Annotated in this window: 18 protein-coding genes; 13 read left to right on the forward strand and 5 right to left on the reverse strand. The window is 31.9% G+C overall.

The annotated features are described in order from the left end of the window. Positions 1-73: 73 nt before the first annotated feature. Positions 74-262: a helix-turn-helix domain-containing protein gene (locus CHB67_RS17435; RefSeq protein WP_089379777.1), complete on the reverse strand. Its 189-nt coding sequence runs from the start codon at positions 260-262 to the stop codon at positions 74-76. 239 nt (positions 263-501) lie between these two features. On the opposite strand from CHB67_RS17435, the gene CHB67_RS17080 reads away from it, so the two are divergent. Then, positions 502-3,552, forward strand: coding sequence for a DUF2264 domain-containing protein (locus tag CHB67_RS17080; RefSeq protein ID WP_176461176.1), 3,051 nt, complete (start codon positions 502-504; stop codon positions 3,550-3,552). 18 nt (positions 3,553-3,570) lie between these two features. After that, the gene (locus CHB67_RS00475; protein WP_089379778.1) at positions 3,571-6,222 is read left to right on the forward strand and encodes a BNR-4 repeat-containing protein; all 2,652 of its coding nucleotides are present in this window, start codon (positions 3,571-3,573) and stop codon (positions 6,220-6,222) included. Between the two features lie 492 nt (positions 6,223-6,714). Here CHB67_RS00475 and CHB67_RS00480 read toward each other — a convergent pair whose 3' ends face one another. Next, on the reverse strand, positions 6,715-7,569 hold the full coding sequence (locus CHB67_RS00480; RefSeq protein WP_089379779.1) for an AraC family transcriptional regulator: 855 nt from the start codon (positions 7,567-7,569) through the stop codon (positions 6,715-6,717). A 157-nt stretch (positions 7,570-7,726) separates the two neighbouring features. On the opposite strand from CHB67_RS00480, the gene CHB67_RS00485 reads away from it, so the two are divergent. The 11 genes from CHB67_RS00485 (at position 7,727) to CHB67_RS00535 (ending at position 20,042) form a co-directional block, all read left to right on the forward strand. After that, positions 7,727-8,746, forward strand: coding sequence for a uroporphyrinogen decarboxylase family protein (locus CHB67_RS00485; protein ID WP_089379780.1), 1,020 nt, complete (start codon positions 7,727-7,729; stop codon positions 8,744-8,746). After that, positions 8,746-9,420: a cobalamin B12-binding domain-containing protein gene (locus CHB67_RS00490; RefSeq protein WP_089379781.1), complete on the forward strand. Its 675-nt coding sequence runs from the start codon at positions 8,746-8,748 to the stop codon at positions 9,418-9,420. The genes CHB67_RS00485 and CHB67_RS00490 overlap by 1 nt, the downstream gene beginning before the upstream one ends. Then, complete coding sequence (locus CHB67_RS00495; protein WP_089379782.1) at positions 9,420-10,793, forward strand: uroporphyrinogen decarboxylase family protein; 1,374 nt, start codon at positions 9,420-9,422, stop codon at positions 10,791-10,793. Before CHB67_RS00490 ends, CHB67_RS00495 begins: the two co-directional genes overlap by 1 nt. Positions 10,794-10,927: 134 nt before the next feature. Next, entirely contained in the window at positions 10,928-11,824 is an 897-nt protein-coding gene (locus tag CHB67_RS00500; RefSeq protein WP_089379783.1) for a GTP-binding protein, read from the forward strand. Continuing rightward, positions 11,814-12,530 carry a vitamin B12 dependent-methionine synthase activation domain-containing protein gene (locus CHB67_RS00505; protein WP_089379784.1) on the forward strand — a complete coding sequence of 239 codons (717 nt, stop codon included), beginning with the start codon at positions 11,814-11,816 and terminating at the stop codon, positions 12,528-12,530. Before CHB67_RS00500 ends, CHB67_RS00505 begins: the two co-directional genes overlap by 11 nt. 160 nt (positions 12,531-12,690) lie before the next feature. Beyond that, positions 12,691-13,845: a cytochrome P450 gene (locus CHB67_RS00510; protein WP_317045679.1), complete on the forward strand. Its 1,155-nt coding sequence runs from the start codon at positions 12,691-12,693 to the stop codon at positions 13,843-13,845. 152 nt (positions 13,846-13,997) lie between these two features. Beyond that, on the forward strand, positions 13,998-14,306 hold the full coding sequence (locus CHB67_RS00515) for a 2Fe-2S iron-sulfur cluster-binding protein (protein WP_089379785.1): 309 nt from the start codon (positions 13,998-14,000) through the stop codon (positions 14,304-14,306). 5 nt (positions 14,307-14,311) lie between these two features. Continuing rightward, complete coding sequence (locus CHB67_RS00520; protein WP_089379786.1) at positions 14,312-15,568, forward strand: NAD(P)/FAD-dependent oxidoreductase; 1,257 nt, start codon at positions 14,312-14,314, stop codon at positions 15,566-15,568. A gap of 11 nt (positions 15,569-15,579) precedes the next feature. Continuing rightward, positions 15,580-16,698, forward strand: coding sequence for a Zn-dependent alcohol dehydrogenase (locus tag CHB67_RS00525; RefSeq protein ID WP_089379787.1), 1,119 nt, complete (start codon positions 15,580-15,582; stop codon positions 16,696-16,698). Between the two features lie 42 nt (positions 16,699-16,740). Beyond that, the gene (locus tag CHB67_RS00530) at positions 16,741-19,233 is read left to right on the forward strand and encodes a glycoside hydrolase family 2 TIM barrel-domain containing protein (RefSeq protein WP_089379788.1); all 2,493 of its coding nucleotides are present in this window, start codon (positions 16,741-16,743) and stop codon (positions 19,231-19,233) included. Positions 19,234-19,241: 8 nt separating this feature from the next. Beyond that, on the forward strand, positions 19,242-20,042 hold the full coding sequence (locus CHB67_RS00535; protein ID WP_089379789.1) for an alpha/beta hydrolase: 801 nt from the start codon (positions 19,242-19,244) through the stop codon (positions 20,040-20,042). 76 nt (positions 20,043-20,118) lie between these two features. On the opposite strand, the gene CHB67_RS00540 is transcribed toward CHB67_RS00535, so the two are convergent. The 3 genes from CHB67_RS00540 to CHB67_RS00550 are packed head-to-tail and all read right to left on the reverse strand — an operon-like array spanning position 20,119 to position 25,139. Continuing rightward, positions 20,119-22,632: a glycoside hydrolase family 2 protein gene (locus tag CHB67_RS00540; RefSeq protein WP_089379790.1), complete on the reverse strand. Its 2,514-nt coding sequence runs from the start codon at positions 22,630-22,632 to the stop codon at positions 20,119-20,121. A gap of 12 nt (positions 22,633-22,644) precedes the next feature. Then, complete coding sequence (locus CHB67_RS00545) at positions 22,645-23,673, reverse strand: L-rhamnose/proton symporter RhaT (protein WP_089379791.1); 1,029 nt, start codon at positions 23,671-23,673, stop codon at positions 22,645-22,647. Positions 23,674-23,681: 8 nt separating this feature from the next. Beyond that, complete coding sequence (locus CHB67_RS00550; protein ID WP_089379792.1) at positions 23,682-25,139, reverse strand: aldehyde dehydrogenase family protein; 1,458 nt, start codon at positions 25,137-25,139, stop codon at positions 23,682-23,684. Between the last annotated feature and the right edge of the window lie 14 nt (positions 25,140-25,153).

Genomic DNA, 25,153 nt, shown 5'->3' on the forward strand with positions numbered 1-25,153 from the left:
TTTTTAAACAGTTTTTTTGTTTAAGAATAACAATAGTATAAATCAAGAAAGTAAATTTTGATTAATACAGTATTTAATACATTTTTTTAAAAACTAAAGGCGAGCAACCCATAAATTTTTGAAATTGTCTGTAAAAAAAAGGTAAACTTTCATAACCACAATCGTAGGCAATTTGACTCACCTGTTTATTCGTTTCAATTAAATATTTACAGGCTAAATTTATTCGGTATTCGTTTACAAAAGTAAAAAATGATTTGTTCAATTATTTTTAAAAAAAAAAGACAAAAAGATTCAATCCCCATAGATGCTAAATTTGAAACATTTTGCAGGTTAATTTTTAAAATTAAATAGCTTTATTTTATTTTTTTGCGTATTCCAATTGAAATTTTTCTAAAAAAACACAATTGATATACTTTTATGAACATTACTGGTAAAATTTGATTGGCATTCAATATACAATCGATGGTGTATTTTTTATTTTGGCTGAAACATTCAAAACTCATGAAAAATATGAAAAACTTATTGGTTTTAATAGTGCTAATTGGAAACTTATTCTCAATGCAAGCACAATCAATCAATCCTATTTTAGTTAGAAATGAAATGCAACGTGTTGCAGATTGGCAAATTGAGCATTTTAGAGATACATATAGTGGAAGAAAAAAACCACATCATATTGCAGATTGGACAAATGGGGCACTTTATGTAGGTATGGTTAAATATGCAAAAATGGCTAAAGATGATCGCTATTGGAAATGGTTAAAGGAAATTGGTGAACAACAAAATTGGAAATTGCATTGGCGAAAATATATGGCAGATGACCACACAATTGGTCAAATGTATTTAGAATTGTATAGGAAATATGGTGATTCAGCAATGATGAAACCTACTATTAAAAGTTTTGAATACATTATTAATAATCCAAGTAAAGAGCCTATTACATTGGATAAATACAAACATTTAGAGCGTTGGACTTGGTGTGATGCATTATTTATGGCACCACCTGTTTTGGCGAAACTAGGAAAGGAAACTGGAGATAAAAAATATACTGATTTTATGATGAAGGAGTATAAAGCGACTCGAGATCATTTATTTGATGCCGAAGAAAATCTTTTTTATCGTGATAATAGTTATATAGGAAAACTAGATGATGGGAATAAAATATTTTGGGCAAGAGGAAATGGCTGGGTGTTTGGAGGTTTAACATTGCTAATGGATGAATATGAGCCAGGTTCTAAAGAGTATGAATATTTTAAAGATATTTATTTGAAAATGGCTAAAAAAATAATTGAAATTCAAACTCCAGAAGGGCATTGGGCAATGAGTTTATTAGGGCAAAAAAAATACCCTACACCAGAAACTAGTGGAACTTCATTTTTTACTTTTGGCTTGGCTTGGGGTATTAATAACGGTCTGTTAGATGCTAAAACATACCAACCTCATGTTGAGAAAGCTTGGAATTGTTTAACAAGTCATATTACTAAAGAAGGAATGTTGGGTTATGTACAGCCAATTGGTGCAGCCCCAGGAAAAGCTTGGGCAGATAAAACAGAGGTGTATGGATCTGGTGCATTTTTAGCCGCAGGATCAGAAGTTTATAAAATGGTGGGTGGTCAACCAATATTTCAATTATCTGAACCTAATTATAAGAAAAGTCCTAAAACAGGAATGACAAGAAAGCACTGGAAAGAAGCTGCTTTATACATGCTAGATGGTGCTTTTAGTTATGTGAATTCTAATGATGATGCTTTGAAATTCCCAAAAATAGGAACTGTTGGATACCCAAAATGGGATTCTCAAATTCCTGTTGAAAAATTAGAAGGCTTGAGCAGAACCTTATTTGTTGCAGCTCCTTTATTGAAAGAAAATCCAAATTTGAAAATTAATGGAATTGATATTGCAGCCTATTATCGCCAAAATATTTTGAATTTAATAGATGAAGAACATCCTTCATTTATTAAAGATAAAGTGGGGAATTGGCCAGGGCAAACATTGGTTGAATTTGGAGCATTATCTATGTCAATGTTTATGATTCCTGAAGTACTTTGGGATCCTTTAACTAAAACTCAAAAAGATGTTTTAGCTAAAAAAATGATTAGTTATGCTGACGGTCCAACGGTACCTTCAAACTGGAAGTTCTTCAATATTTTTGTGTTAAGCTTTTTTAAAGATCAGGGATATCAAGTTAATGAAACACTATTGGTTGATTATTTAAACAAGTCGTTGGAGCATTATCGTGGTGATGGATGGTATAATGACAATCCTGCGTATGATTATTACAGTATGTGGGCATTTCAAATGTATGGACCTGTTTGGAACGAATTATTTGGAAATAAATATTACCCCGAAATAGCAAAAAAATTCAAAGAAAATTTTTTACCTGTAGCTGAAAACTACCCATATATGTTTAGTGAAAATGGTGAAATGATAATGTGGGGAAGAAGTATTACATACCGTTTAGCTTCTGTAAGTCCTTTTCCATTATTAGGTTTTTATGAAGATGATTTACAAGATGCAAATTGGGGAGGGTTTAGAAGAACAGCTTCGGGTGTATTGTTACAATTTTTACAACATCCCGAGTTTATGAAAGACAATGTTCCAACATTAGGTTTTTACGGAGCATTTGACCCCTCAACGCAACCATATAGTTGCAGAGGAAGTGTTTTTTGGATGGCAAAATCGTTTTTAAGTTTGCTTTCTCCTGAAGGCAGTAAATTTTGGAATGAAGAAGAAAATAATGGTGTTTGGGAAAATGAATTGAAAAACACAACCATTACAAATCGTTTTTATGAAGGTTCAGAAATTATGGTTACTAATTATAAAAACATTGGAGCTTCAGAAATTAGAGCGTGGTGTAATGTTCCAAGAGCTGGAATAAAAGAGCCTTTTCGTTCAAGCGAAAACTATAATAAATTGTCCTACAATTCAGCGTTTCCGTGGCAAGCAGATAACACGGCAGGAACGGCCTCAATGAATTATGTTTTTAAAACAAATAATGCAGAGTATCCTTTTGAGTCAGGGCATATTTACGATTTTATAAAGTTTGAAGACAATGCTTATTATCGTAAACTTACTTCGGAATATATTGATAATGTTGCAATTCAACTTGCCGATATTCCTTTGGAAAATGGAATTTTAAGGGTTGATAAAATTGAAGCAGATAAAGAAGTTTCAATTAGTTTAGGACATTATTCATTAGCACATATTAATGGTTTTATTTCAAAAAAAGAGAGAACAATTAACGGTAAAGAAGTTCATATTATTGATAATGGAAAATATCAATTAGCACTTGTACCAGTAATTGGTTGGAATGAAATTAAAACAATTACGTCTAACAATATTCATCCAGAAACTAAAGAAAGCACTGTTATAAATGTTGTTGATATTTACAATCCTTTAGAAAAAAATAATATTTATGTTACTGCAATGCTGTGGAAAAAATCAGGAATTGATTTTACGGATAAAGAATTGAATATTGTTAAGAAGGTGAATGTGAAAAAGGATAAAATAAGATTATATTTTACAGATAAATCTAAAAAGGAAATTAAATTTTAATTATTAAAATAAAACAAGATGTTAAATACTAGAATTATATTTTTACTTGTATGTTATTTATGCTGCTTTATAGATGCGAATGCGCAACATAATACAAATGATGGTTTCGATTTTATTGTTACTAATGATGGTGTATGGACTTGGTATAATGATGAAAGAGCTGCTTTTAAAAATGATAAACTTTACACCTCTTACGTTCGTAAAGACGGAAAAGTAGCTTTAAGCGTAAACGATATTAAAACAGGAGCTAATGTAGGAACGGAAGTAGTTTTAAGTAATTGGACTCAAAAAGATGATCACAATAATGCCTCAATTTTATTAAGAAACGATGGTAAAATTATGGCGTTTTTTAGTCCACATATACGCGAAAAAAATAATTATTACAGAACATCTTTAGTCAATGAGCCTACTCAACAAAGTGATTGGAGTGCGCAAATGTCACAAATAACTACCAACGATTCTGATAACAAGGGAGCTACTTATAACAATGCATTTCAATTAAGCGCTGAAGGAGGCAAGATATATAACTTTATGCGAACCAATAACTTTAACCCCAACTTTAAAGAATATACCTCCAATGGAGCACCAATTAGGGATGGAGCTGATATTATTCTTTTTAAAAATGGGACTGGAGAAGTTAGACCTTATGTAAAGTACACTTCTAATAATGTAGACCGTATTGATTTCTTTTTTACAGATGGACATCCACGTGTTGCGGATAATAGTTTATACCATTGTTATTATAAAACAAATATTGATGGTAGCCAAGGTAGTATTTATCAAACAGACGGAACACTAATAGCAACTTTACAAAACGCAATTAATGGGACTCCAATAGATGTGTCTCAGGTAAATAAATTATACCTTTTTGGATCCGACGGTACTACAGCCCGAGCTTGGACACATAGTATAAATTACGATAGCACTGGAAATCCTGTAGTTACTTATTCTAAACAAAAAAACATAAGTGATATTACCTATCATTATGCAAAATGGAATGGTACACAATGGAATAATTATGTTGTTTCTGATGCCGGTAACGGGTTATATAATGGTGAAGACGATTATACAGGTGTTATTACAACAAATCCTTATAATACAAACGAAATTTTTATGTCTTCAAACAAAAACCCAATATCGGGAATAGAAAATAATAGATATGAAATTTATTCAGCCATTACTAATGATGGAGGTTCGGCCTGGAATTGGACTGAAGTAACTAAAAATTCAGACAAGGATAATTTAAGACCTTTTGTTCCAAAAGGAATTACGAATGTAAACGATAGAGTTTTAATGTGGTTTCATGGAACATATACCACATATTCAAATTATCAAACACGTATTGTTGGCGAGTATATTAATAAAATCTACACTGGGCCAGCTCCCGATTTAGGAGAGCCTATACCACCAATTGAAACAAACATAACTTATGGTATAGATATTAATAGCGTAACTAGCCCTACACTAAGTCCATTTAAACCTTTAAGTGGAACGGCTAATGCGACAGTTATAGACAATGGAGTTACTTTTACTCTTTTTGGTACAGTTACAGATAGTAGAGATAGAGGAAGTGCTACTCCAAATGACTTAGTTAGAGATTTTGTGTATGGTTCTGGCAATGGAACTTCAACGGGAGTAAGAATAGATGGTCTTCCTGCTGGAGAATACACTTTAAACAGTTTTCATTATGATAATGATTTTTCCGCTCCTGTTTCTGTAATATTAAGAGTCCAAGGAGGAGCACAGATTGGGGATGCAATTGATATAACTGATGAAAGACCAGCTACTTTTAATTTAACAACAGAAGCAAATACAAGTTATGAAATAGTAGCCACAAGTTCTGGTCCTAATGGGACTAGATTTAATGGTTTATCAATAATAGATTCTTCAATTGTACCTGCAGATAATAATGTTTTAATTGATATAAATACAAGTACATCTAATACTAAAACAGGGTACACAGGAATGTTAGGAGTTAATAATACAACACTAACAACACACAACGGTTCCTATCTAATATTTGGTTTTAATTCACAACCTGCAACAAACACCAATACAGATAATTTATTATTAGATTTTGCTCAAAACTCATCAACTACTGCATCTGCCACACCAGCTATTGGGTTTAGATTATCAGGATTAGTTCCTGGCACCTATGATGTGAAGAGTTGGCATTATGATCCAACTATTTCAGGAAGTAAAATTAAAGTACAACTTCGTGAAGCAGGATTTGGGAATCCTCAAACAGATTTATTAACTGGAATTGATTTAGGGAGTTCTAATTCGATAGATTACCAAATTACAATTGAAACTGGTAAAAACTACGATTTATTATTTAGAGCTGATGCTGGAGGACTACATTCTAGATTTAATGGAATTGAAATTACACCTACTTCAGTTTTAAGTACTGTTGATTTTCAGAAAAAAGAACTTAAACTTTTTACAGTTTTTCCGAATCCGTTTAATGATATTATGAATATTAATATTGAAAAAATAACAAATGCAACTAGGTTAAAAATTTATAATAGTACAGGACATTTAATTACTGAAAAAAACATAGAAAACAATTCCGTTAAAGTTGCAACTAATAATTTATCTAGTGGGGTATATCTTTTAGTATTATTTAATAAACAAGAAATAATTTCAACTCAAAAAATTATAAAAAAATAAAGTAGCCTTTAAATACAAAAAAGACCAGTTTTGAATCTATCAAAACTGGTTTTTTTGTTTCCTATTTTTACGAACCTATTTTTTATTTAGGTTTTGAATTTCAATATGTAAATAATTTATACTTATAATTTGAAAAATAAAATTTCTGAAATATTTTGCTCTATCTATGATTTTTACCTTGTTTTAATCCTGCATTTCAAAAAATACAACTTTCCACAGATAAAAAATAAAAAATAAAAAATAAGAAATAAGAAAAATAAAATTCAAAATCTCAATTAGTAAAATTGTAATGTAGAGGATAAAAATCCGTTAAAAGAAGAGCATTTTTTAAAGAAAATATTTGGAAGTTTATATGTTGGTGTAATATTCTTAACGATCTCTTAAAAAGGATAATATTAAAGGGGATTTGGTAACTTTTTAACTAATTTAATTGCTTATTCTTTTCAAGAAATGAAAACCACTTAAATACCTTGCGGTATACTGCTGTGAAAATTATATTTTTATATATTTTTTTTTAAAAACTAAAGGAGAGCAACCCATAAATTTTTGAAATTGTCTGTAAAAAAAAGGTAAACTTTCATAGCCGCAATCATACGCAATTTGGCTCACCTGTTTATTGGTTTCAATTAATAATTTACAAGTATAATTTATTCTAAATTCATTTACAAAAGTAAAAAATGATTTATTCAATGATTTTTTAAAAAAACGACAAAAAGCTTCATCACCCATAGAAACTAAATTAGAAACATCTTGCAGTTTAATTTTTTTATCATAGTTTTCTTGAACATAATCGTACACTTTTTCAATTCTGTGATTGGATTTTATATTTAAAGTAGGTGTAAAGCCTTCAGAAGTTAGTGTTTCAACTTCTTTAAAAGCACTTAAATTTTCTAATAATTGAATAAAATTAAGCAGTTTTTCAAAAGGAGGTTTGGTTAAAATTTTATTTAATTCTAGCTCCATCTTTTTTGAATTTTTTAAATTGAATTTAATCCCTTTTGAAGCTTTTTTTAATAAAGTTTTTATATGTTGAAATTCATTTTTATCAATCCAATTATCGCCTAAAATAGTATCGTTCCATTGAATTACAATAGATTTTACCTTCTCTTTGTTTTGAATGGTGTTTTTCCAACAGTGTGGTAAATTAGAGCCAACTAAAACAAAATCACCATGTTCAAATTTCTCAACATTATTACCTACATACCTAATTCCTTCACCTTTCACAATGTAAGTTAGTTCATATTCAGGGTGAAAATGCCAAGGGGCATCAAAATTTTCGTCTTCATAAATAAAAGCATTAAAAGAGCTATTTGTAGACGATGATATTTTTTCAAATTGAGCTTTCAAAGTAGGTTCGTTTTAATTTCAAAGATACTCAATAATATCAATATTTGATGTTTTATGATTTAAATCATATCAAAATAAGGTATTATTTAGCTAATATCAAAGTGGAATGTAATAAAGTATGATTATAAATTTGATTAAATATAAATTCACTATAAAAATGACGAAGAGAGAAATAATTAAAATGGTTTTAAACCATGAAAAACCACCCTATGTTCCGTGGTCTTTTAAGTTCACAAAAGAACCAAAGGAAATGCTTCAAAAGTATTATAAAACAGATGACCTTGATGTTATTCTAGGGAATCATATTTTGAATTTAGGAAGCGATATTGGTTTTTTTGATGAAATAGAAAAAGATCATTTTCAGGATGTTTTTAAAGTAGTTTGGGATAGAAGTGTAGATAAAGATATTGGAATGCCAATTGAAGATATTATTAAAGAACCAACAATTGAAGGTTTAGAATTTCCTAACCCACACGATCCTCGTTTTTTTGCCAATATTGAGTCTGAAATAGAAAAGAAACCAGATTTATTCCGTGTATTTCAAATAGGGTTTTCGTTGTACGAAAGAGCGTGGTCTATGCGTGGAATGGAAAATTTGCTAATGGATTTTTATATGTATCCTGATTTTGTGCACGCATTATTTGAAAAAATAGCCGATTATAACATTGCTCAAATTGACAAAGCATTAGAATATGATATTGATGCTGTTTATTTTGGTGACGATTGGGGACAACAACAAGGTTTAATTATGGGAGCTGATTTATGGCACGAATTCATGTATCCGCAAATTAAACGTATGTATAAGCGAGTTAAAGATGCTGGAAAATATGTAATGATTCATTCTTGTGGTGATGTTGACGAATTATTTCCTTCGTTAATTGATGCTGGTTTAAACTGTTTCAATCCTTTTCAACCTGAAGTAATGGATGTACACCAAATTCATGACGATTATTTAGGGAAACTGTGTTTCCACGGTGGTTTGTCTATGCAAAAAACATTGCCTTTTGGAACACCTGATGAGGTTAGAGAAGAGTCATTAGCATTAATTGAAATGGGAAAAAAAGGTGGGTATATCTTTTCTCCATCTCACTCTGTTGAAAGTGACACTACATTAGAAAACATATTAACATTTATTGAGGTTGCACAAGCGCAACTAAAAGAAAAAGAATTAGCGTAATGGAAGAATTATTAAATAAAATTTCAGATTGTGTAGAGTTTGGTAAAATTAATAAAGCTGCACCATATCCACCAAATATGAAAGGTCAAGATGGTGCCGATGAACTAACAGTTCAAGCATTAGAACAAGGTATATCAGCCAAAGATGTTTTGTCTAATGGTTTAATTATTGGAATGGAAAAAGTAGGTGTTAAGTTTAGAGAAAACAAAGTGTTTGTTCCTCAGGTTTTAATGTCAGCCAAAGCCATGAATACAGCAATGGAGCATTTAAAACCATTGTTTGCTGAAGGAAATACAGATAAAAAAGGCGTGTTTATAATTGGTACTGTTGCAGGTGATTTACATGATATTGGTAAAAACTTGGTTTCTATGATTGTTGAAGGAAATGGTTACGAAGTTATTGATTTAGGTACCGATGTTCCAGCAAAAAAATTTATTGATACCATCAACGAATTTCCAGATGCAATTATTGGACTTTCTTCATTATTAACAACAACAATGGAGAGTATGGCCAATATTGTAAAAGAAATTAAAACAGTGTATCCAAATCAAAAAGTAACTATTGGCGGAGCGCCAATTACGCAAGATTTTTGTGAAAAAATTGGAGCAGATAATTTTTCAGCAGATCCACAAGGGGTTGTTGAATTTATGAATAAACTTAAAATTTCAGCATAATGAAAGGTTTAGAATTAGTAAAAGCGGCTATGAACCGTAAAACGGTTGAACGAGCTCCTTGGGTACCTTTTGTTGGTGCGCACGCCGGACATTTATTAGGTTTAGATGCTACAACGTATTTTAAATCTGAACAACACATTGTTAATGGTGCAAACGAAGCCATAAAAAAATACAATCCTGATGGAATTCCTGTAACTTTTGATCTTCAAATTGAAGCTGAAGTGTTGGGATGTGAAATTAAATGGTCTCAAGATAATCCACCAGCGGTGGTTTCGCATCCATTAGCTGATGGCAGTTTAAAGTTGGAAGATTTAAAAGTGCCTTGTCGTTGCTCAGGAAGAATTGCAACGGTTATGAATGCTACTTCAAAAATTAAAGAAGCAAATCCAGATATTGCTTTGTACGGTCTAATTACTGGGCCTTTTACATTGGCTTTGCATTTATTAGGGACAGATATCTTTATGAAATTATTTGAAGATCCTGAGTATGTTGGCAAAGTAATGGATTATTGTACCAAAGTAGGTAAGGCAATGTCTAACTATTATATTGAAGCTGGTTGTGATGTAGTTGCGGTGGTTGATCCAATGGTAAGTCAAATAGATCCAATGTCTTTTGAAATGTTCGTTTCACCGTATTGCAAAGAAGTTTTCAATCATATTAGAGAGTGTGGAGCATTAAGTTCGTTCTTTGTCTGCGGAAATGCTACGCAAAACATTGAAGAAATGTGTAAATGTGAACCAGATAATATTTCGATAGATGAAAATATTCCTTTAGAATTTTTAAAAGAACAATGTGATAAGTATGAAATAAGTTTTGGAGGAAATATGAAATTAACATCGGTATTGTTAATTGGTACTCCTGAAGATTGCAAGTTTGAAGCTATGGAATGTATGGATATTGGTGGCAAAACCGGATTTATTTTAGCACCTGGTTGCGATTTGCCAATGGCAACTCCTGTTAAAAACTTAGAAGCAATTGCAGAAATTATTCACGATGAATATCAGCAAGATGTGTTGAAAGCAAAAGGACAAATAGCTAAAGATGTTGAGTTATTAGATTTAGAAAATTACTTTACTAACGATAAAGTAAAAATAGATGTAATAACGTTAGATTCTGAAGGTTGTGCACCTTGTCAATATATGATGAAAGCAGTAGAATTAGCTGTTGAAGAAATTGGAGCTGACAATATTGAGTACGTTGAACATAAAATTAAAAAAGAAGAAGGTATTCAAATGATGCTATCACTTGGAGTTCGTAATCTTCCTACAATCTGTATTGATGGTAATATAGAATTTATCTCCATAATTCCACCAAAAACAGAACTTAAAAACCGTATCCAAAAGCATTTGGATACTAAAGTTGTTGTTAATTAATTTAGCATACAAATTCAGTATATCGTCATTCTGAACTTGTTTCAGAATCCCACCAAACTAGGAGTTAAATTGTGTGAGACCCTGAAACAAGTTCAGGGTGACGAAAATATTAAATGAAAGTAATATAAAAATTAATGACAGATTTAATCTTAATCAGTGGATTTTTAGGTAGTGGAAAAACAACATTACTTAAAAATCTACTGCATTTAAATACCAATAAAAAAATTGCGGTCATTCAAAATGAATTTGCGTCTAGCGGTGTAGATGGAAAAGAATTAAAACTATCAAATGATGGTTTTAAACTGGTTGAAATTAACAATGGTTCTGTTTTTTGTGTCTGTTTGTTAAGTAATTTTATTGAAAACATAACAACTTTAATTGAACAGTACAATCCTGAAATTATTTACCTAGAAGCTTCAGGAATTTCCGATCCCATTTCAATATGCGAATTATTAAATCACGAAAGCATCAATACAAAAGTAAAATATGCTGGCGCTTGGTGTGTGGTAGATGCCTTAAATTTTGAAAGATCTGCCAATTTTGTACAACGCTCAAAACATCAAGTTAGAGTAGCTGATAAAATTATTTTGAATAAAATAGATTTGGTTGACGAAAATCAAATTGAAAATGTGCTTCAAAAAGTAAGAGCAATCAACCCGTTTGCAAGTATTGAAAAGCAAACATTTTGCAACGTGAAAAATGCTAAATTAAATCAAGTTACTACAGTTTCAACATTAACTTCAGAAGATAAAAGACCTGAAGAGATTAAAACAGCAGTTTATAGAACAACCGATCTTATTTCAGAAGAAAATTTAAAACTGTTTTTGAAGGAGTTAAGTAACCATAGTATTCGAGCTAAAGGATTTGTAAGAGTTGGTGTTAATACATTTAAAATGTTTCAATTAACCTATGCTAATTTTGAAATAATTTCTTTAGAAAATTATACAGGAAGTTGTGAAATTATTGCTTTTGGTGAAAACATGGAACTTAAATTGTTACGAAAACTATTTCAACAAGCAAATGAAGAATAATATGAAAGGAACGTATTCGTACAAGTTAGATTTTGCTGATATAAAATTAGAAAAAGCAGAAATTTCGGCTTTTATGGGTTTGGGTGAAATTCCGGATGAACCTTTTGGAAGTATGATTGACATTGCAATAGAATTACTTTCAACAAATAAAAATATTGAAGGTGGATTTGTAATCAAACCTGTTTCAGAAGTATCCATAAAAGAAGGTACTATTACAATTGAAAATGAAACTTTTACAACGGGTAAAATGATTTCTTCCTTTCTAAAAAACTCAGAATACGCGGCTTTATTTACGTGTACAGCTGGTTTTGAAGTTGAAAAATACAGCAATCAATATAAAAACGAAGGTGATTTTGTGCAAAGTTATGTTATTGATGCTACAGGTTCATTATTGGTTGAAGGAGCTATGGAATTGATTTACGAAAAGCTGCAGCAGATGGCAACTCTTAACTATTTAAATCTAACAAACAGGTATAGTCCGGGTTATTGCGAATGGAAAGTAGTGGATCAACAAAAATTATTTTCGTTTTTACCTTCAAAATTCTGCAATGTATCATTAAGTGAATCTTCATTAATGAGTCCTGTAAAATCGGTGAGTGGTATTGTTGGAATTGGTAAAAATGTAAAATACTTAGGTTATATATGCGACTCTTGTAAAAGTTTGGGTTGCGTTTACAGAGCCAAAAAAATGTATGTGAAACATTAAAGGTTAATTAGTCTTTATTGCGTATTTTGACTTAATAACAACTTGTATAATTGTTTGAAGTCAAAATAAGCACCTTTTTAGCTAAATAAGGTTATTTATTTCTGCATTGAAATCTTCATTTTTGAAAGACTATTAATGAATATTTAAATCAAAAATTTTAATGATGGAGAAAAGTGCAATTAGTGATCCTTTTGAAAAGGCCAGACTTGAAAAAGGTGTAGGTGAAATGGACGACCAGAACGATCCAGTTACAATGGTTTTGGGCCATAAAGACGTTCGTAAATGTGCTCATAATTGGAAAACATATCAGTCTGGTGCAGAGCCCGGCAGAATTGTAATTCCTTCCGAAGTAAATATTAGAGACATTCGTCAAATACCTTTTGAAGTAGATCCTCCAATGCACGGCGAATACAGAGCCTTGGTTGAGCAATGGTTTAAACGTCCGTTAGAAGCTGATTATCAGGCTGCATTAGAAAAACAAATTGGAGCATTGGTTGATGAGGTTTTAACCAAAGATTCGGTTGAAGTTATCAAAGAGTTTTCATTGATTTTACAATCTCGTGCACTTACTTTATTGTTTAATGTGCCTTTTTCAGAATCTGAAACTTGGATTTCTTGGGGCACCCACGTTTTTAGAAGTGAAGGAAACGCTTTAGATGGAGACAAAGCAAATATTTTGTACAATTATATTGATAATGAAATAGAAAAAAGCATACAAAATCCGGGTAAAGATTTGTATTCAGTATTGTTAGCTTCAGAAGTAAATGGTAGAAAATTAACTAAAGAAGAGGTTAAAGGTGTTGTTGTTTTAACTTTTTCTGGCGGAAGAGATACTATTATCAATGCTGTTACAAACTCAATTGCTTATTTTTCAGAGCATCCAAAATCATTAGATAAACTTAGAAAAGAACCTGAATTAATCAATTTTGCTATTGAAGAATTGATCCGATATTTTTCGCCTTTAACACAAATGGGAAGAGTTGCTACAGAAGATACGCAGGTTTGTGAACATGCAATTAAAGCAGGCACAAGAATTGGCTTAAATTGGGTCTCTGCAAATCGTGATGCTTCCGTTTTTGAAAATGCAAATGAAGTTGTGTTGGATAGAAAAATTAACCCACACGTAGCGTTTGGTTTTGGAACTCATAACTGCTTAGGAGCAACACATGCACGACAAATATTGAAAGTTTTAATTAAGACATTAATTAAAAAAGTGAATTCAATTGAAATTTTGGATGCTAAAGAAAATATTGAAACTTTAGGCGAATTTAAGCGTAAGGTTGGTTTTGATAGCATCAACGTAAAATTTAATTAAAAGCGTCAGTTCGAGTATTTTTTTGGAATGAAATAAAGTAACAAATGTATCGAGAACTTGTTTGTATAGATAAAGGCTTCTCCATACACTTCTCATAAAACCGAAGCACTCGAAGTGACGTAAATATACTAAACTAAAAACTAAAAATAATTATGACGAAAATAACATTCGTAACAAGTGATGATAATTCAATAACTGTTGAAGGAAATACAGGAAATGTGATGGAATTAGCAGTTCAAAATAAAATTAAAGGAATTGATGGTAATTGTGGAGGAGTTTGCTCTTGTGCAACATGTCATGTACATGTTGAACCAAAGGATTGGGAAAAAGTAGGAGCACCAAGTACTATGGAAGCTGATATGCTTGAGTTTGATGAAAAAGTGAGCGATTACAGTCGTTTATCTTGTCAAATGAAAGTTACTGATGCAATTGATGGAGTTGTTTTAAAAGTTGCTAAATAATATTTATGGCAGCAGATACATCATTAGATAAAATTTGTGTAATTATTGGAGCGAGTCACGCTGGGGTAAATGTTGCTTTTTCTTTACGAAGAGAAGGGTGGGAAGGTAAAATTGTATTGTTTGATAGTGATCCAGAAGTACCTTATCACAGGCCACCTTTGTCTAAAGCATATTTAAAAGCAGATGACGATTCGCAACTTGATTTGTTGTTTCCTAAGCAAAACTATATTTCGGAAAATATCACGCTATGTTTAGGGAAAACAATTGTTGAAATTAATAAAGAATCAAATCAAATTTCTTTATCAGATGGAAGTATTCAAAAATATAATAAGTTAGTTGTTGCAACAGGTGCTCGTCCGTTTATTCCTCCCATCAAAGGAATTGATTTGGCAAGTAATTTGTTTTCAATGCGGAATTTTGCTGATGCTGTAAATATTCAAAAAGCAATTATTTCTTCGGAAGAAAAAAGAGTCGTTATTATTGGAGGCGGTTATATTGGATTAGAAACAGCAGCATCTTTAAGAAAACTTGGAGCGAAAGTTACTGTTTTAGAAAGAGAAAAACGTGTTTTAGCACGTATTACAGCTCCAGAAATGTCAACTTTTTTTAGTAAATTACATCAAGAGAATGGAGTTGATTTATTAGCTAATAAAAATGTGATTTTGATTGAAACTTCAGAGGGAGTGAACAAATTACTCTGTGATGATAATACTACATATACCGCAGATTTAATTGTGGTTGGTGTTGGAATTAAGGTAAATACTGAATTGGCTGAAAATGCAGGATTGGTAATAGAAAATGGAATTAAAGTTGATTCCAATGCTAAAACAAGTGCTGAAAATATATATGCCATAGGTGATTGTACGTATCATTTCAATCCGCATTATAATCGATTTATTAGATTAGAATCTGTTCAAAATGCTGTTGATCAAGCCAAAGTTGCCGCTGCTGCTATTTGTGGAAACGAGGTAGAATATGATGCCATTCCTTGGTTTTGGTCTGATCAGTATGATGTAAAATTACAAATGGTAGGTTTATCAACCGGATATAACCAAACCATTAAACGTATTGAAGATAATAATGAAAAATGCCAATCGGTTTGGTATTTTAAAGATGAAGAATTATTAGCTGTAGATGCTGTAAATAATGGTAAAGCCTATGTTTTAGGAACACGTTTTATAAAAGCGAAACAGCAGTTAGATAAAGAAAAATTAATGGATGTTTCTATTCCTATAAAACAAACTAGTTTTTTAAAAGATTAAAAAAAATAATTATGAGTTTAAGATGTAAAGCCGCAATTGCAAAAGGAGATGGAAGTTATGCTATTGAAACCATTGAAGTGCAAAATCCAAAAGATGATGAGGTATTAGTTGCTGTAAAAGCGGCTGGTTTATGCCATACAGATCACGATTCATTAAATTGGGGTAAACCTATTGTAATGGGACACGAAGGAGCAGGTGTAGTTAAAGCAGTTGGACCTAAGGTTAAAAGCGTAAAAGTTGGAGATTCAATCATTTTAAATTGGGCAACACCTTGCGGAACTTGTTTTCAATGTGAAAATGAAAACGAACATATTTGTGAAAATAATTCACCTGTTGTTGCTGGTGGAAATGGTTATACGGATGGTCATGCGCATATTGAAGGAACCACTTGGAATGGAAATTCGATAGAACGTTCATTTAATATAGGAACGCTTTCAGAATATACTTTGGTAAAAGAATCTGCAGTGGTTTTAAATCCAATTCAAGATATGCCGTTTAGTGCTGCAAGTATTGTAAGTTGCGGAGTTATGACTGGTTTTGGATCGGCAGTAAATTCAGCGAAAGTAACCGAAGGATCTTCAGCAGTAGTTTTAGGAACTGGTGGAGTAGGATTAAACGTAATTCAAGGAATTAAAGTTTCAAAAGCAGCAAAAATTATAGCGATAGATATCAACCAACAACGTTTAGATATGGCGGTTGAATTTGGAGCAACTCATACTATTTTAGCCGATATAAATGATGAAGGTTTATTGAAGGCTGCCGAAAAAGTAAAAGAAATGACCAATGGTAGAGGTGCCGATTATGCTTTTGAGTGTACAGCAATTCCGGCATTAGGAGCTGCGCCACTTGCAATGATTAGAAATGCAGGTACAGCCGTTCAGGTGAGTGGAATTGAAGAAAAAGTTTTAATTGATATGGAATTGTTTGAGTGGGATAAAATTTATATAAATCCATTGTACGGTAAGTGCAATCCTCAAACAGATTTTCCTAAAATAATCAATCATTATAAAAATGGTGAAATTAAGTTAGATGAAATGATTACAAGAACTTATCCGTTGGAAGAGTTAGAAACAGCTTTTGATGATATGCTTAAAGGTAGAAATGCCAAAGGAGTCATTGTTTTTGAATAAATTAAGAGAAAACCAATTATAGAATACTTCAAAATATAAAATATGAAACACATTATTTGTTTATTAGTTTTTTTGGCAACATTGAATAGTACCGCACAAGAAACTGAATTGTTAAAAAATTGGAAGTTCACCAATTATGATTACGGAAATGCACAAGGTACTGACTTTAATGATGATAATTGGGAGTCTGTAACTATTCCACATGATTGGGCTGTTCAAGAAGATTTCAATTTCACCCATGACATTCAGTTAACAATGGTTATTCAAGATGGAGAAACCAAACCAAAGTATAGAACTGGAAGAACAGGAGCTTTACCATATGTTGGTATTGGTTGGTACAGAACAAATTATACTGTTTCAGAAAAAGATTTAGAAGAGAAAGTACAGTTGCTTTTTGATGGTGCAATGAGCAATGCTAAAGTTTATGTGAATGGTAAATATGCCGGCGAACGCCCTTTTGGATATATCTCTTTTCATTTTGACATTACTAAATTATTAAATCCAGGTAACAATGTAATTGCTGTTAGGTTGGAAAATTTCAGCAGTCAATCTCGTTGGTATCCAGGAGCCGGTTTGTACAGAAAAGTGTCAGTTATTAAAACTAATAAAACACATGTAAAAACTTGGGGGACGTTTGTTTCTACACCACAAATAACTAAAAAAAGCGCACAAGTTCATTTAGATTTAGAAATTTTAGGTGAAGGAAATTGTACCGTAATTAATGAAATTTTTAATTCTGAAGGAGTTTTAGTCACTAAAAAATCAACAGAAGTTAATATAAATGGTGAACTAAAAATTTCAGAAGATTTTACAGTTAAAAAGCCGAAATTATGGAATCTTAAAACACCTCATTTATACCAATTAAAAACTTCTATTTTAAAGGAGGGAAAAGAGATAAATACCTATTCAACAACATTTGGAATTAGAAATATTCGATTTGAATTAGACGGATTTTATTTAAATGATGAAAAAGTAAGATTCAAAGGAGTGAATATGCATCACGATTTTGGACCTGTTGGTGCTGCCTTTCATAAGGAATTATTTCTGAGACAAATGATGAAAATGAAGGAAATGGGTGTCAATGCTATTCGTTTTTCACACAATCCTCCTGCTCCAGAAGCGTTGGATATTTGTGATGAATTGGGAATATTAGCTATTGACGAAGCTTTTGATGAGTGGCAAATAGGAAAAGTACTAAACGGTTATTCAAAACATTTTGACTTATGGGCTGAACAAGATTTAACTGATATGATTTTACGAGATAGAAATCATCCAAGTATTATTATGTGGAGTATTGGAAACGAAATTATGGAGCAATACAAACACGATCCTAACAATATTACGGAGTACTTACATAAAATTGTGAAGTCAATAGATACTACACGAGCCACTACAGCAGGATTCAACTCAGCAAATAATGCTTTAAAAAGCGGTATGGCTGCTATAGTTGATGTAGCTGGATTTAACTATAAACCTGGAATTTATCATAAAATTAGAGAAATTTACCCTAATTTGAAGTTTTATGGAAGTGAAACAGGAGGCTCTTTAAGTACACGTAATTCATACAAATTCCCTGTGACTTTTGATCCTGCACAAAGCAAAAGAGGTACTTCATTAAATACAGAATTGTATGAAGACGGTCAGCCAGGGAATTATGAAAACACCAATGTTCCTTGGGGATATGCTCCTTATAAAGAATTTGCTTCACAAGATTATAACAACTTTGTTTATGGTGAATTTGTTTGGACTGGTTATGATTATTTAGGAGAACCTTCGCCATATCACACTGCAAAATCTAGAAGTTCTTACTTTGCCCCAGTTGATATGGTTGGTCTAGAAAAAGACAAATTCTACTTGTACCAAAGCGAATGGAATGAAGATGCTGATGTATTGCATTTTTTTCCACACTGGACTTTGCCAGCAATGGAAGGTAAAGAAATTCCTGTGGTTTGTTATACAACTTATGAAAAAGCAGAGTTATTTGTAAACGGAAAAAGTTATGGAATTAAAACAAAAATTAAACCTGTAATTCCTGAATTTTTAGCAGAGAATATCGAAAAGGAAGCGTCAGGAGGAACTTCAATGGCTCAAATGAAAGCATACTCCATTGTTTGGGAAAATGTGATATATGAATCTGGAGAAGCGAAGATAGTTGCTTATAATAAGAAAAATAAAAAAGTTGGAGAGGTTTCTAAGATTACTGCGGGAACTCCATATGCTATAAAAATTGAACCAGAATTAAATGCAATAAAATCTGGAGAAGTTGGTGTTTACGTAATTTCTATAGTTGATGAAAATGGAAATTTATGTCCAACCTTTAATGAAAATATGGATATTGAAGTTAGTGGTGCAGCACAATTTTTAGCATCAGGAAATGGAGATCCAACAAATGTTCAAAACTTATCTAAACCTCAACGAAAATTATTTAATGGCCAAGCTGTTATATTTGTGCAGTCTACTAAAAAAGGCGCTATTAATATGAAAACAATTTCAGGAGATTTAAAGGCAACTGACAATTCAATTATTGTAAATTAAGGTTTAAAATGAAATCAAAATTTAGAACTACTGAAATATCAAACCCAGCCTTTGAAAGTAATAATCTACGTTTTATTACGGTTAAAACTTCAAACTTAAAAGGGAGAGGCGATATTTGTGTATTTGTTCCGCCAGGGCACAATCTGAAAAACATTCCAATTGTGACATTGTTACATGGTGTTTATGGTAGTGCTTGGATTTGGGCTCATAAAGCAGGTGTACATCTCTCTGCGTTAAAAATGATGGAAGAAGGACTCATAAAACCGATGGTTTTAGCAATGCCTTCAGATGGTTTATGGGGAGATGGATCTGCTTATTTACCTCACAATACTAAAAATTTTGAAAGTTGGATTGTTGACGATGTAAACCAAGCTGTTATTGAAAATATAGATTGTGTGAGTGAAAAATCAGATTTGTTTATTTCAGGTTTATCAATGGGTGGTTATGGAGCATTGCGTTTAGGAGCAAAATTTCCTTCAACATATAAAGCCTTTTCTGGTCATTCTTCAATAACAAATAAAAATCAAATGCATTTATTTGTTGAAGAAAATGAAGGTAATTACAATCAAGAAAATAAAATAGATGAAGATGTTTTTGAATTATTATTTCAAAATAAAGAAAAACTACCCAATTTTAGATTTGATTGTGGTAAAGACGATTTGTTAATTGAATATAATCGAGAACTTCATTTAAACTTAATTGCTGAAAATATTCCACATATTTATCAGGAATTTGAAGGTAAGCACGAATGGAGTTATTGGGAAGCGCATATTAAAGATACCTTGTTGTTTTTTAATAAGTTTACATAGAGAATTACAAAATAACTAATAAAAAGCCCTTATTTAAAATCAAATAAGGGCTTTTGTGTATTATAAGAATCTCAATTTATTCAAAGCCTCTTGGCTTAATAATATCCTTTTCACTTTCGTATTCTTCACCGTTTTCTCCAGTTAATATGTCAAAAAACTTATAGTAGTTTCCATAAGAATATATACCATTTCTTTCTCTAATTTTTTCTCCCATGACTTTGAATTTTTCAGATGCTTCTTTTTGATTTCCAATTAAAAACATGTATTCGTTTGAAGATAAAATAGTTCCGTTTTCATCTGTCAATTCCATAGTTACATAAAAATTATTTTGAACCTTTTTAAGTACATCAGCTTCTAATTCAAAATATTGTTTGGCACTATTTTCTTCAATTTTAGCCACTTTAAAAGTCGCTTCTTTTAACACATTTTTATTATCATCTACTATTGAATATGAAACGTTACAATTTTTATATTCTTTGTAATAATCATTTACAACCCAAAATTCACCTTTAAATTTTTCAGAATTCAACCATCTACGTTTTTCAAAATTGAAATTAACCAAAACAGGTTGATAGGCTGTTTTCACATAATTAAAAGAACGTTTAGGTTTTAAATAATTATCAATCATTCCCCATTTCATATCTGGCCAATAGGTGATGAAATGGCATAAAGCTATTCCACTAGTTTTTGGTTTATTTCTTCGGAAGTGTTCAATAGACAATTGAAAAATAATTCCTTGCGCATCTTGTGTTGCATCAACAAACTCTTGTAAAGAACCTGTTTTTTCATCTCCAAAAGCATCAAAATTCTGAATTCTTAATCGGTCTAAATCTGCCCAATGGTGTCCCCAACTTGGTCCTGGAGGCCATATTTCATTTTCAGGAATAAATTTTTGTAAATTTTCAACATTTGGAACAGATGTAATGGCAAGCTCAGGTACAATAGGAAAATCTAACGATTTATACCAATCTTCCATTAACCACCTTCCCATTTGATAAAAATAGCCTAATGCATGAACTGCCTCTTTTGGTTTGTAACCAGCCTCTTTAGAAACATCACAAGTTAAAGGAGAATCTGGCACGTATGGTAAATCTACCATTCCCTGATATCTGTCGCCCAATGTTTTTAAGAAATTGTTTGCATATTCTGCATCACTTGCTCTTAACAACATTTCTTCGCCACCTTCCATCATAATAATTGATGGGTTGTTTCTTCTATTTTTAATGACATTTTCACCTTCCTGATAAATGCGTTCTAACAATTCAGGCTCGTTAGGAATATTTCCTGTACCTAAAGGAATAATGTCTTGCCAAACAGTAATTCCTTGTTCATTACACAATTGGTAAAACAATGGAATTTCAGGTGGGTGCCATCCAAAAATACGAATGTTGTTCATATTAGCTTCTTTAGCCAAGGCAATTAACTTTCTGTATTTTTCTTCAGAAGTTCTCCCTACAAAAATATCAGGCGGACCACCCCAACAAGCTGAACGGATAAAAATAGGTTTTCCATTAATTAATGTTGTTCTAGGGAAGCTTACTTCATCTTTTGTAAAACCTGGATTCCAAGCCATTTCAACTTTACGTAATCCATAAGTAAGCTTTTTAAAATCTTGGTTTATTTTTCCTTCATCTAAAGAAACTTTTGCTTCATACAAATTTGGTTTTCCTAAATCCCAAGGCCACCAAAGTTGAGGGTTTTCAACTTTCACCTCTTTTTTAATGATTTGTTTACCTGGTTTTATAACTTCTTTAAAACTTATTGTTTGCTCTTTGCTAGTAAAGTTTTTTCCTTGAAATGAAATTGTTATATTTTTTTCTTTGGCTATTTTTTCGGTATTATCAACTTCAATTTCAAAAATTACTGAAGCATTTTTATCATTTTTAACAACCGGTTTTGCATACACATCTAAAATTCTAGATTTCCCCGTAAATACTAAATCAACAGAACCAGTGATACCAAACGGAATTAAATCTCTCCAATAATCGCCAAACCAAGGTGTTTTTAAACCCGCTACATTTGCATTTACTTGTGGTGGTGGTGCCAACCTAATAACCAACATATTGGTTGCTTTTAACCAATGTTTATTTGTTAATATAGCTTCGTTAACATCAAATGAAAAAGAAGAAAATGAGCCTTTATGGCTACCAATAAAATGACCGTTTAGCCAAATATCGCATTCGTGATCTATAGATTCAAAATCCAATCTAGCCACTTTATCGCTTAAATCTTGGTTCACTTTAAACTGAACAGAATACCACCATTCATACTGCATAACCCATTGTGCTTTTACACTGTTTCTTCCAAAATAAGGGTCTTCAATAGCTCCTACTTTCCATAAATCAGTATAAACATCTCCGGGTACTTTTGCAGGGTTCCAAACCAGTGTTTCAATATCTCCAGGAGGTAATTTATGAAGTCCTTCCTTTATACCTTGCCCCGGAAGCATCATTTTCATTTTCCATTTATAACCATCTAAATTAGTGATGGATTGGCTGTTGTTATTATGATTACTAATTGTGCTTGGTTGTGCAAATAATTTCATACTTGAAAACAATATGAGTGCACAAATTAAAATTTTATATTTCATTCTTTATTGATTTTAAATACCGTTTCCTACGGCAATTGTTATAATTCCTATTGACATAATTGTGAGGCCACTGTATAGCCATTTTTTACTTTTTGAACCAGCATTTTTCCATTCTCCAGAAAACAATCCTAATAAATTAGCCACCATAATACACCCGGTTTGAAATATTGCAAATCCAACTGAAGTTCCTAAAGGTCCTAGTTCATAAGCTCCTAAACCGTAAATGATTAGAGAAGCACAATAAACTACCGCCATAATTAAAAGATATAAGATGTTTTTAGAACTGCTTTTATGGTTGAAGTTTTTCCAACTTTTATTTTTTGTGAGTTGAATGCTGAAGTAAATCATAATTGCAATTCCGCTTCCAATAAATGATGGAAGCATTACCGCTAAGCGTGCAATCCAAGGTGAATTTCCAAATTGCGCTTGTGAGATTTGACCAATATGCCCAATATTATCTGCAACGTGGTATGAAAGGTTGAAACCAGCCGCACAAATACCTCCAATTACGCATAAAATAATACCATTTCGCATAGTATTTTTGTTCGATTCAACCTTTTTAGTGGCTATGTTTTCATTCTTTTCTCTAAGTAAACCAGCTTTACCATTTGCTATAATTCCAAGCATAATAATAAAGATTCCACCAAGTATAACCATTCCTTCAGTAGTTGCTAATTTATCAGCTCCTCCCATAAAAAAAGGTAGAATAGAACCTGCTAAAGTTGAAACCCCAATCAGCAATGAAAAGCCCAAAGCCATTCCAATTTTTGAAATGCTAATACCCCACAATAAGTTACCAATTCCCCATAAAATACTTAAGAGAAAAATTGATGTAAAAATTGAATTTGGAACTTGCTTATAGGTTGCACCTAAATCATCAACCAATAGAATTGTTGAGCTAATTGGCACAATAAACATTGCAAGTAACCAAAAAACGCCCCATAAATTCTCGAGTTCGTAATTTTTTACAAACTTACTTGGAAAGGCATAAAATCCTAACATTATTGCAGCTAGTAATACCCAAAATATTCCTATTTCCATACTATTGTTTATTCGTAGTTTAAATAAATAGTTCTCTTTTGAAGATAATGGTCTATTCCGAAAACACCATCTTCACCAGCATTTCCTGAAGTTTTATGTCCGGAATGGTAACCTTGAATATTACCAATAATTTGTTGATTGATAAAAATTGTTCCAACTTCTAAAGAGTCAATTGCTTTTTGATGCAATCTATAATCGTTTGTATATAAATATGCAGAAAGACCTTCTTCTCTGTTATTTGCCAAAGCAACAGCCTCATCAAAACCATTTACCTTTACAATTGGCATTACAGGTGCAAAAAGTTCTTCGCTTATTGTTGGATCATTACCTTTAACATTTCCTAAAATAGTAGGAGCGTACCAGTTCCCTTTTTCAAAGTATGCACCTTCAGGTTTGTTTCCTCCTAAAAGAAGTTTAGCACCTTTATTTACATTTTCTTGCACTAAATTATTTACACGATCTAAACCAAATTTACTAACGTTTGGTCCCATATGCACACCTTCAGCAAAAGGATCTCCAACTTTAATTTGTTGAGTTCTTTTTACAACTTTATCGGTAAATTCATCAGCAATTTTTTCATCAACAAAAACCATTTCATTACAAATACAAACTTGTCCGCAGTTTGCATAGCGTGAAATTACTGCAGCTTCAACAGCCTTATCAATATCAGCATCAGCACAAACAATAAATGGCGCTTTTCCTCCTAATTCTAAAATTAAACCAGTAATATTATCGGCAGCAGCACGGTACATTGCTCTACCAGCTCTTGTGCTTCCTGTTAACGAAATTAATTTAGTAATAGGACTTTCAACTAATAATGAAGCAGCTTCAGCACTTTTTGTTGAAACCATATTTATCACACCTTTAGGTAAACTAGATTCATCAACTAAACGACAAAATTCTGAAGCAGTTGTTGGAGTTAATTCGTGTGGTTTAATAATCATGGTGTTTCCAGTAGCTAAAGCCGGGCCAATTTTTCTTCCAATTAAAGCTAATGGATAATTAAAAGCACATAAGCCTACAGTTACTCCATAAGGTACTTTGTATATAGAAAGTCTTTTATTAGGTTGTTCCGCAGGAAAAATAGCGCCTTGAATTCTACGAGCTGCTTCCGCAGAATAGGTCATGTATGTAATTGTATCATCAACTTCACCCAATGCTTCAGGATAGGTTTTTCCTTGTTCTAGCACCAAAAGCTTGGCAAAATGTTCGCGTTCAGCTTTTAGTTTGTTTGCAATTTCAATAATATGTTGTGCTCTTGTGTTTGCAGGTGTTAACGCCCAGCTAATTTGAGCTTTTTCAGAAGTTTCCAATGCATATTGAACATCGTTTTTAGTACAAGCAGTAACGGTTGCATACACTTCATTGTTTGAAGGGTTTTCTACTTCAATAACTTCTCTTGTATTATCGTCTAACCATTCTCCGTTGATATAACAACGATAATGTTGAATGTCTGTTTGATTCATGTTTGGTTTATTTT

Origin of the sequence: Lutibacter agarilyticus, assembly GCF_900188235.1 — a bacterium.
Taxonomy (GTDB): Bacteria; Bacteroidota; Bacteroidia; order Flavobacteriales; family Flavobacteriaceae; genus Lutibacter; species Lutibacter agarilyticus.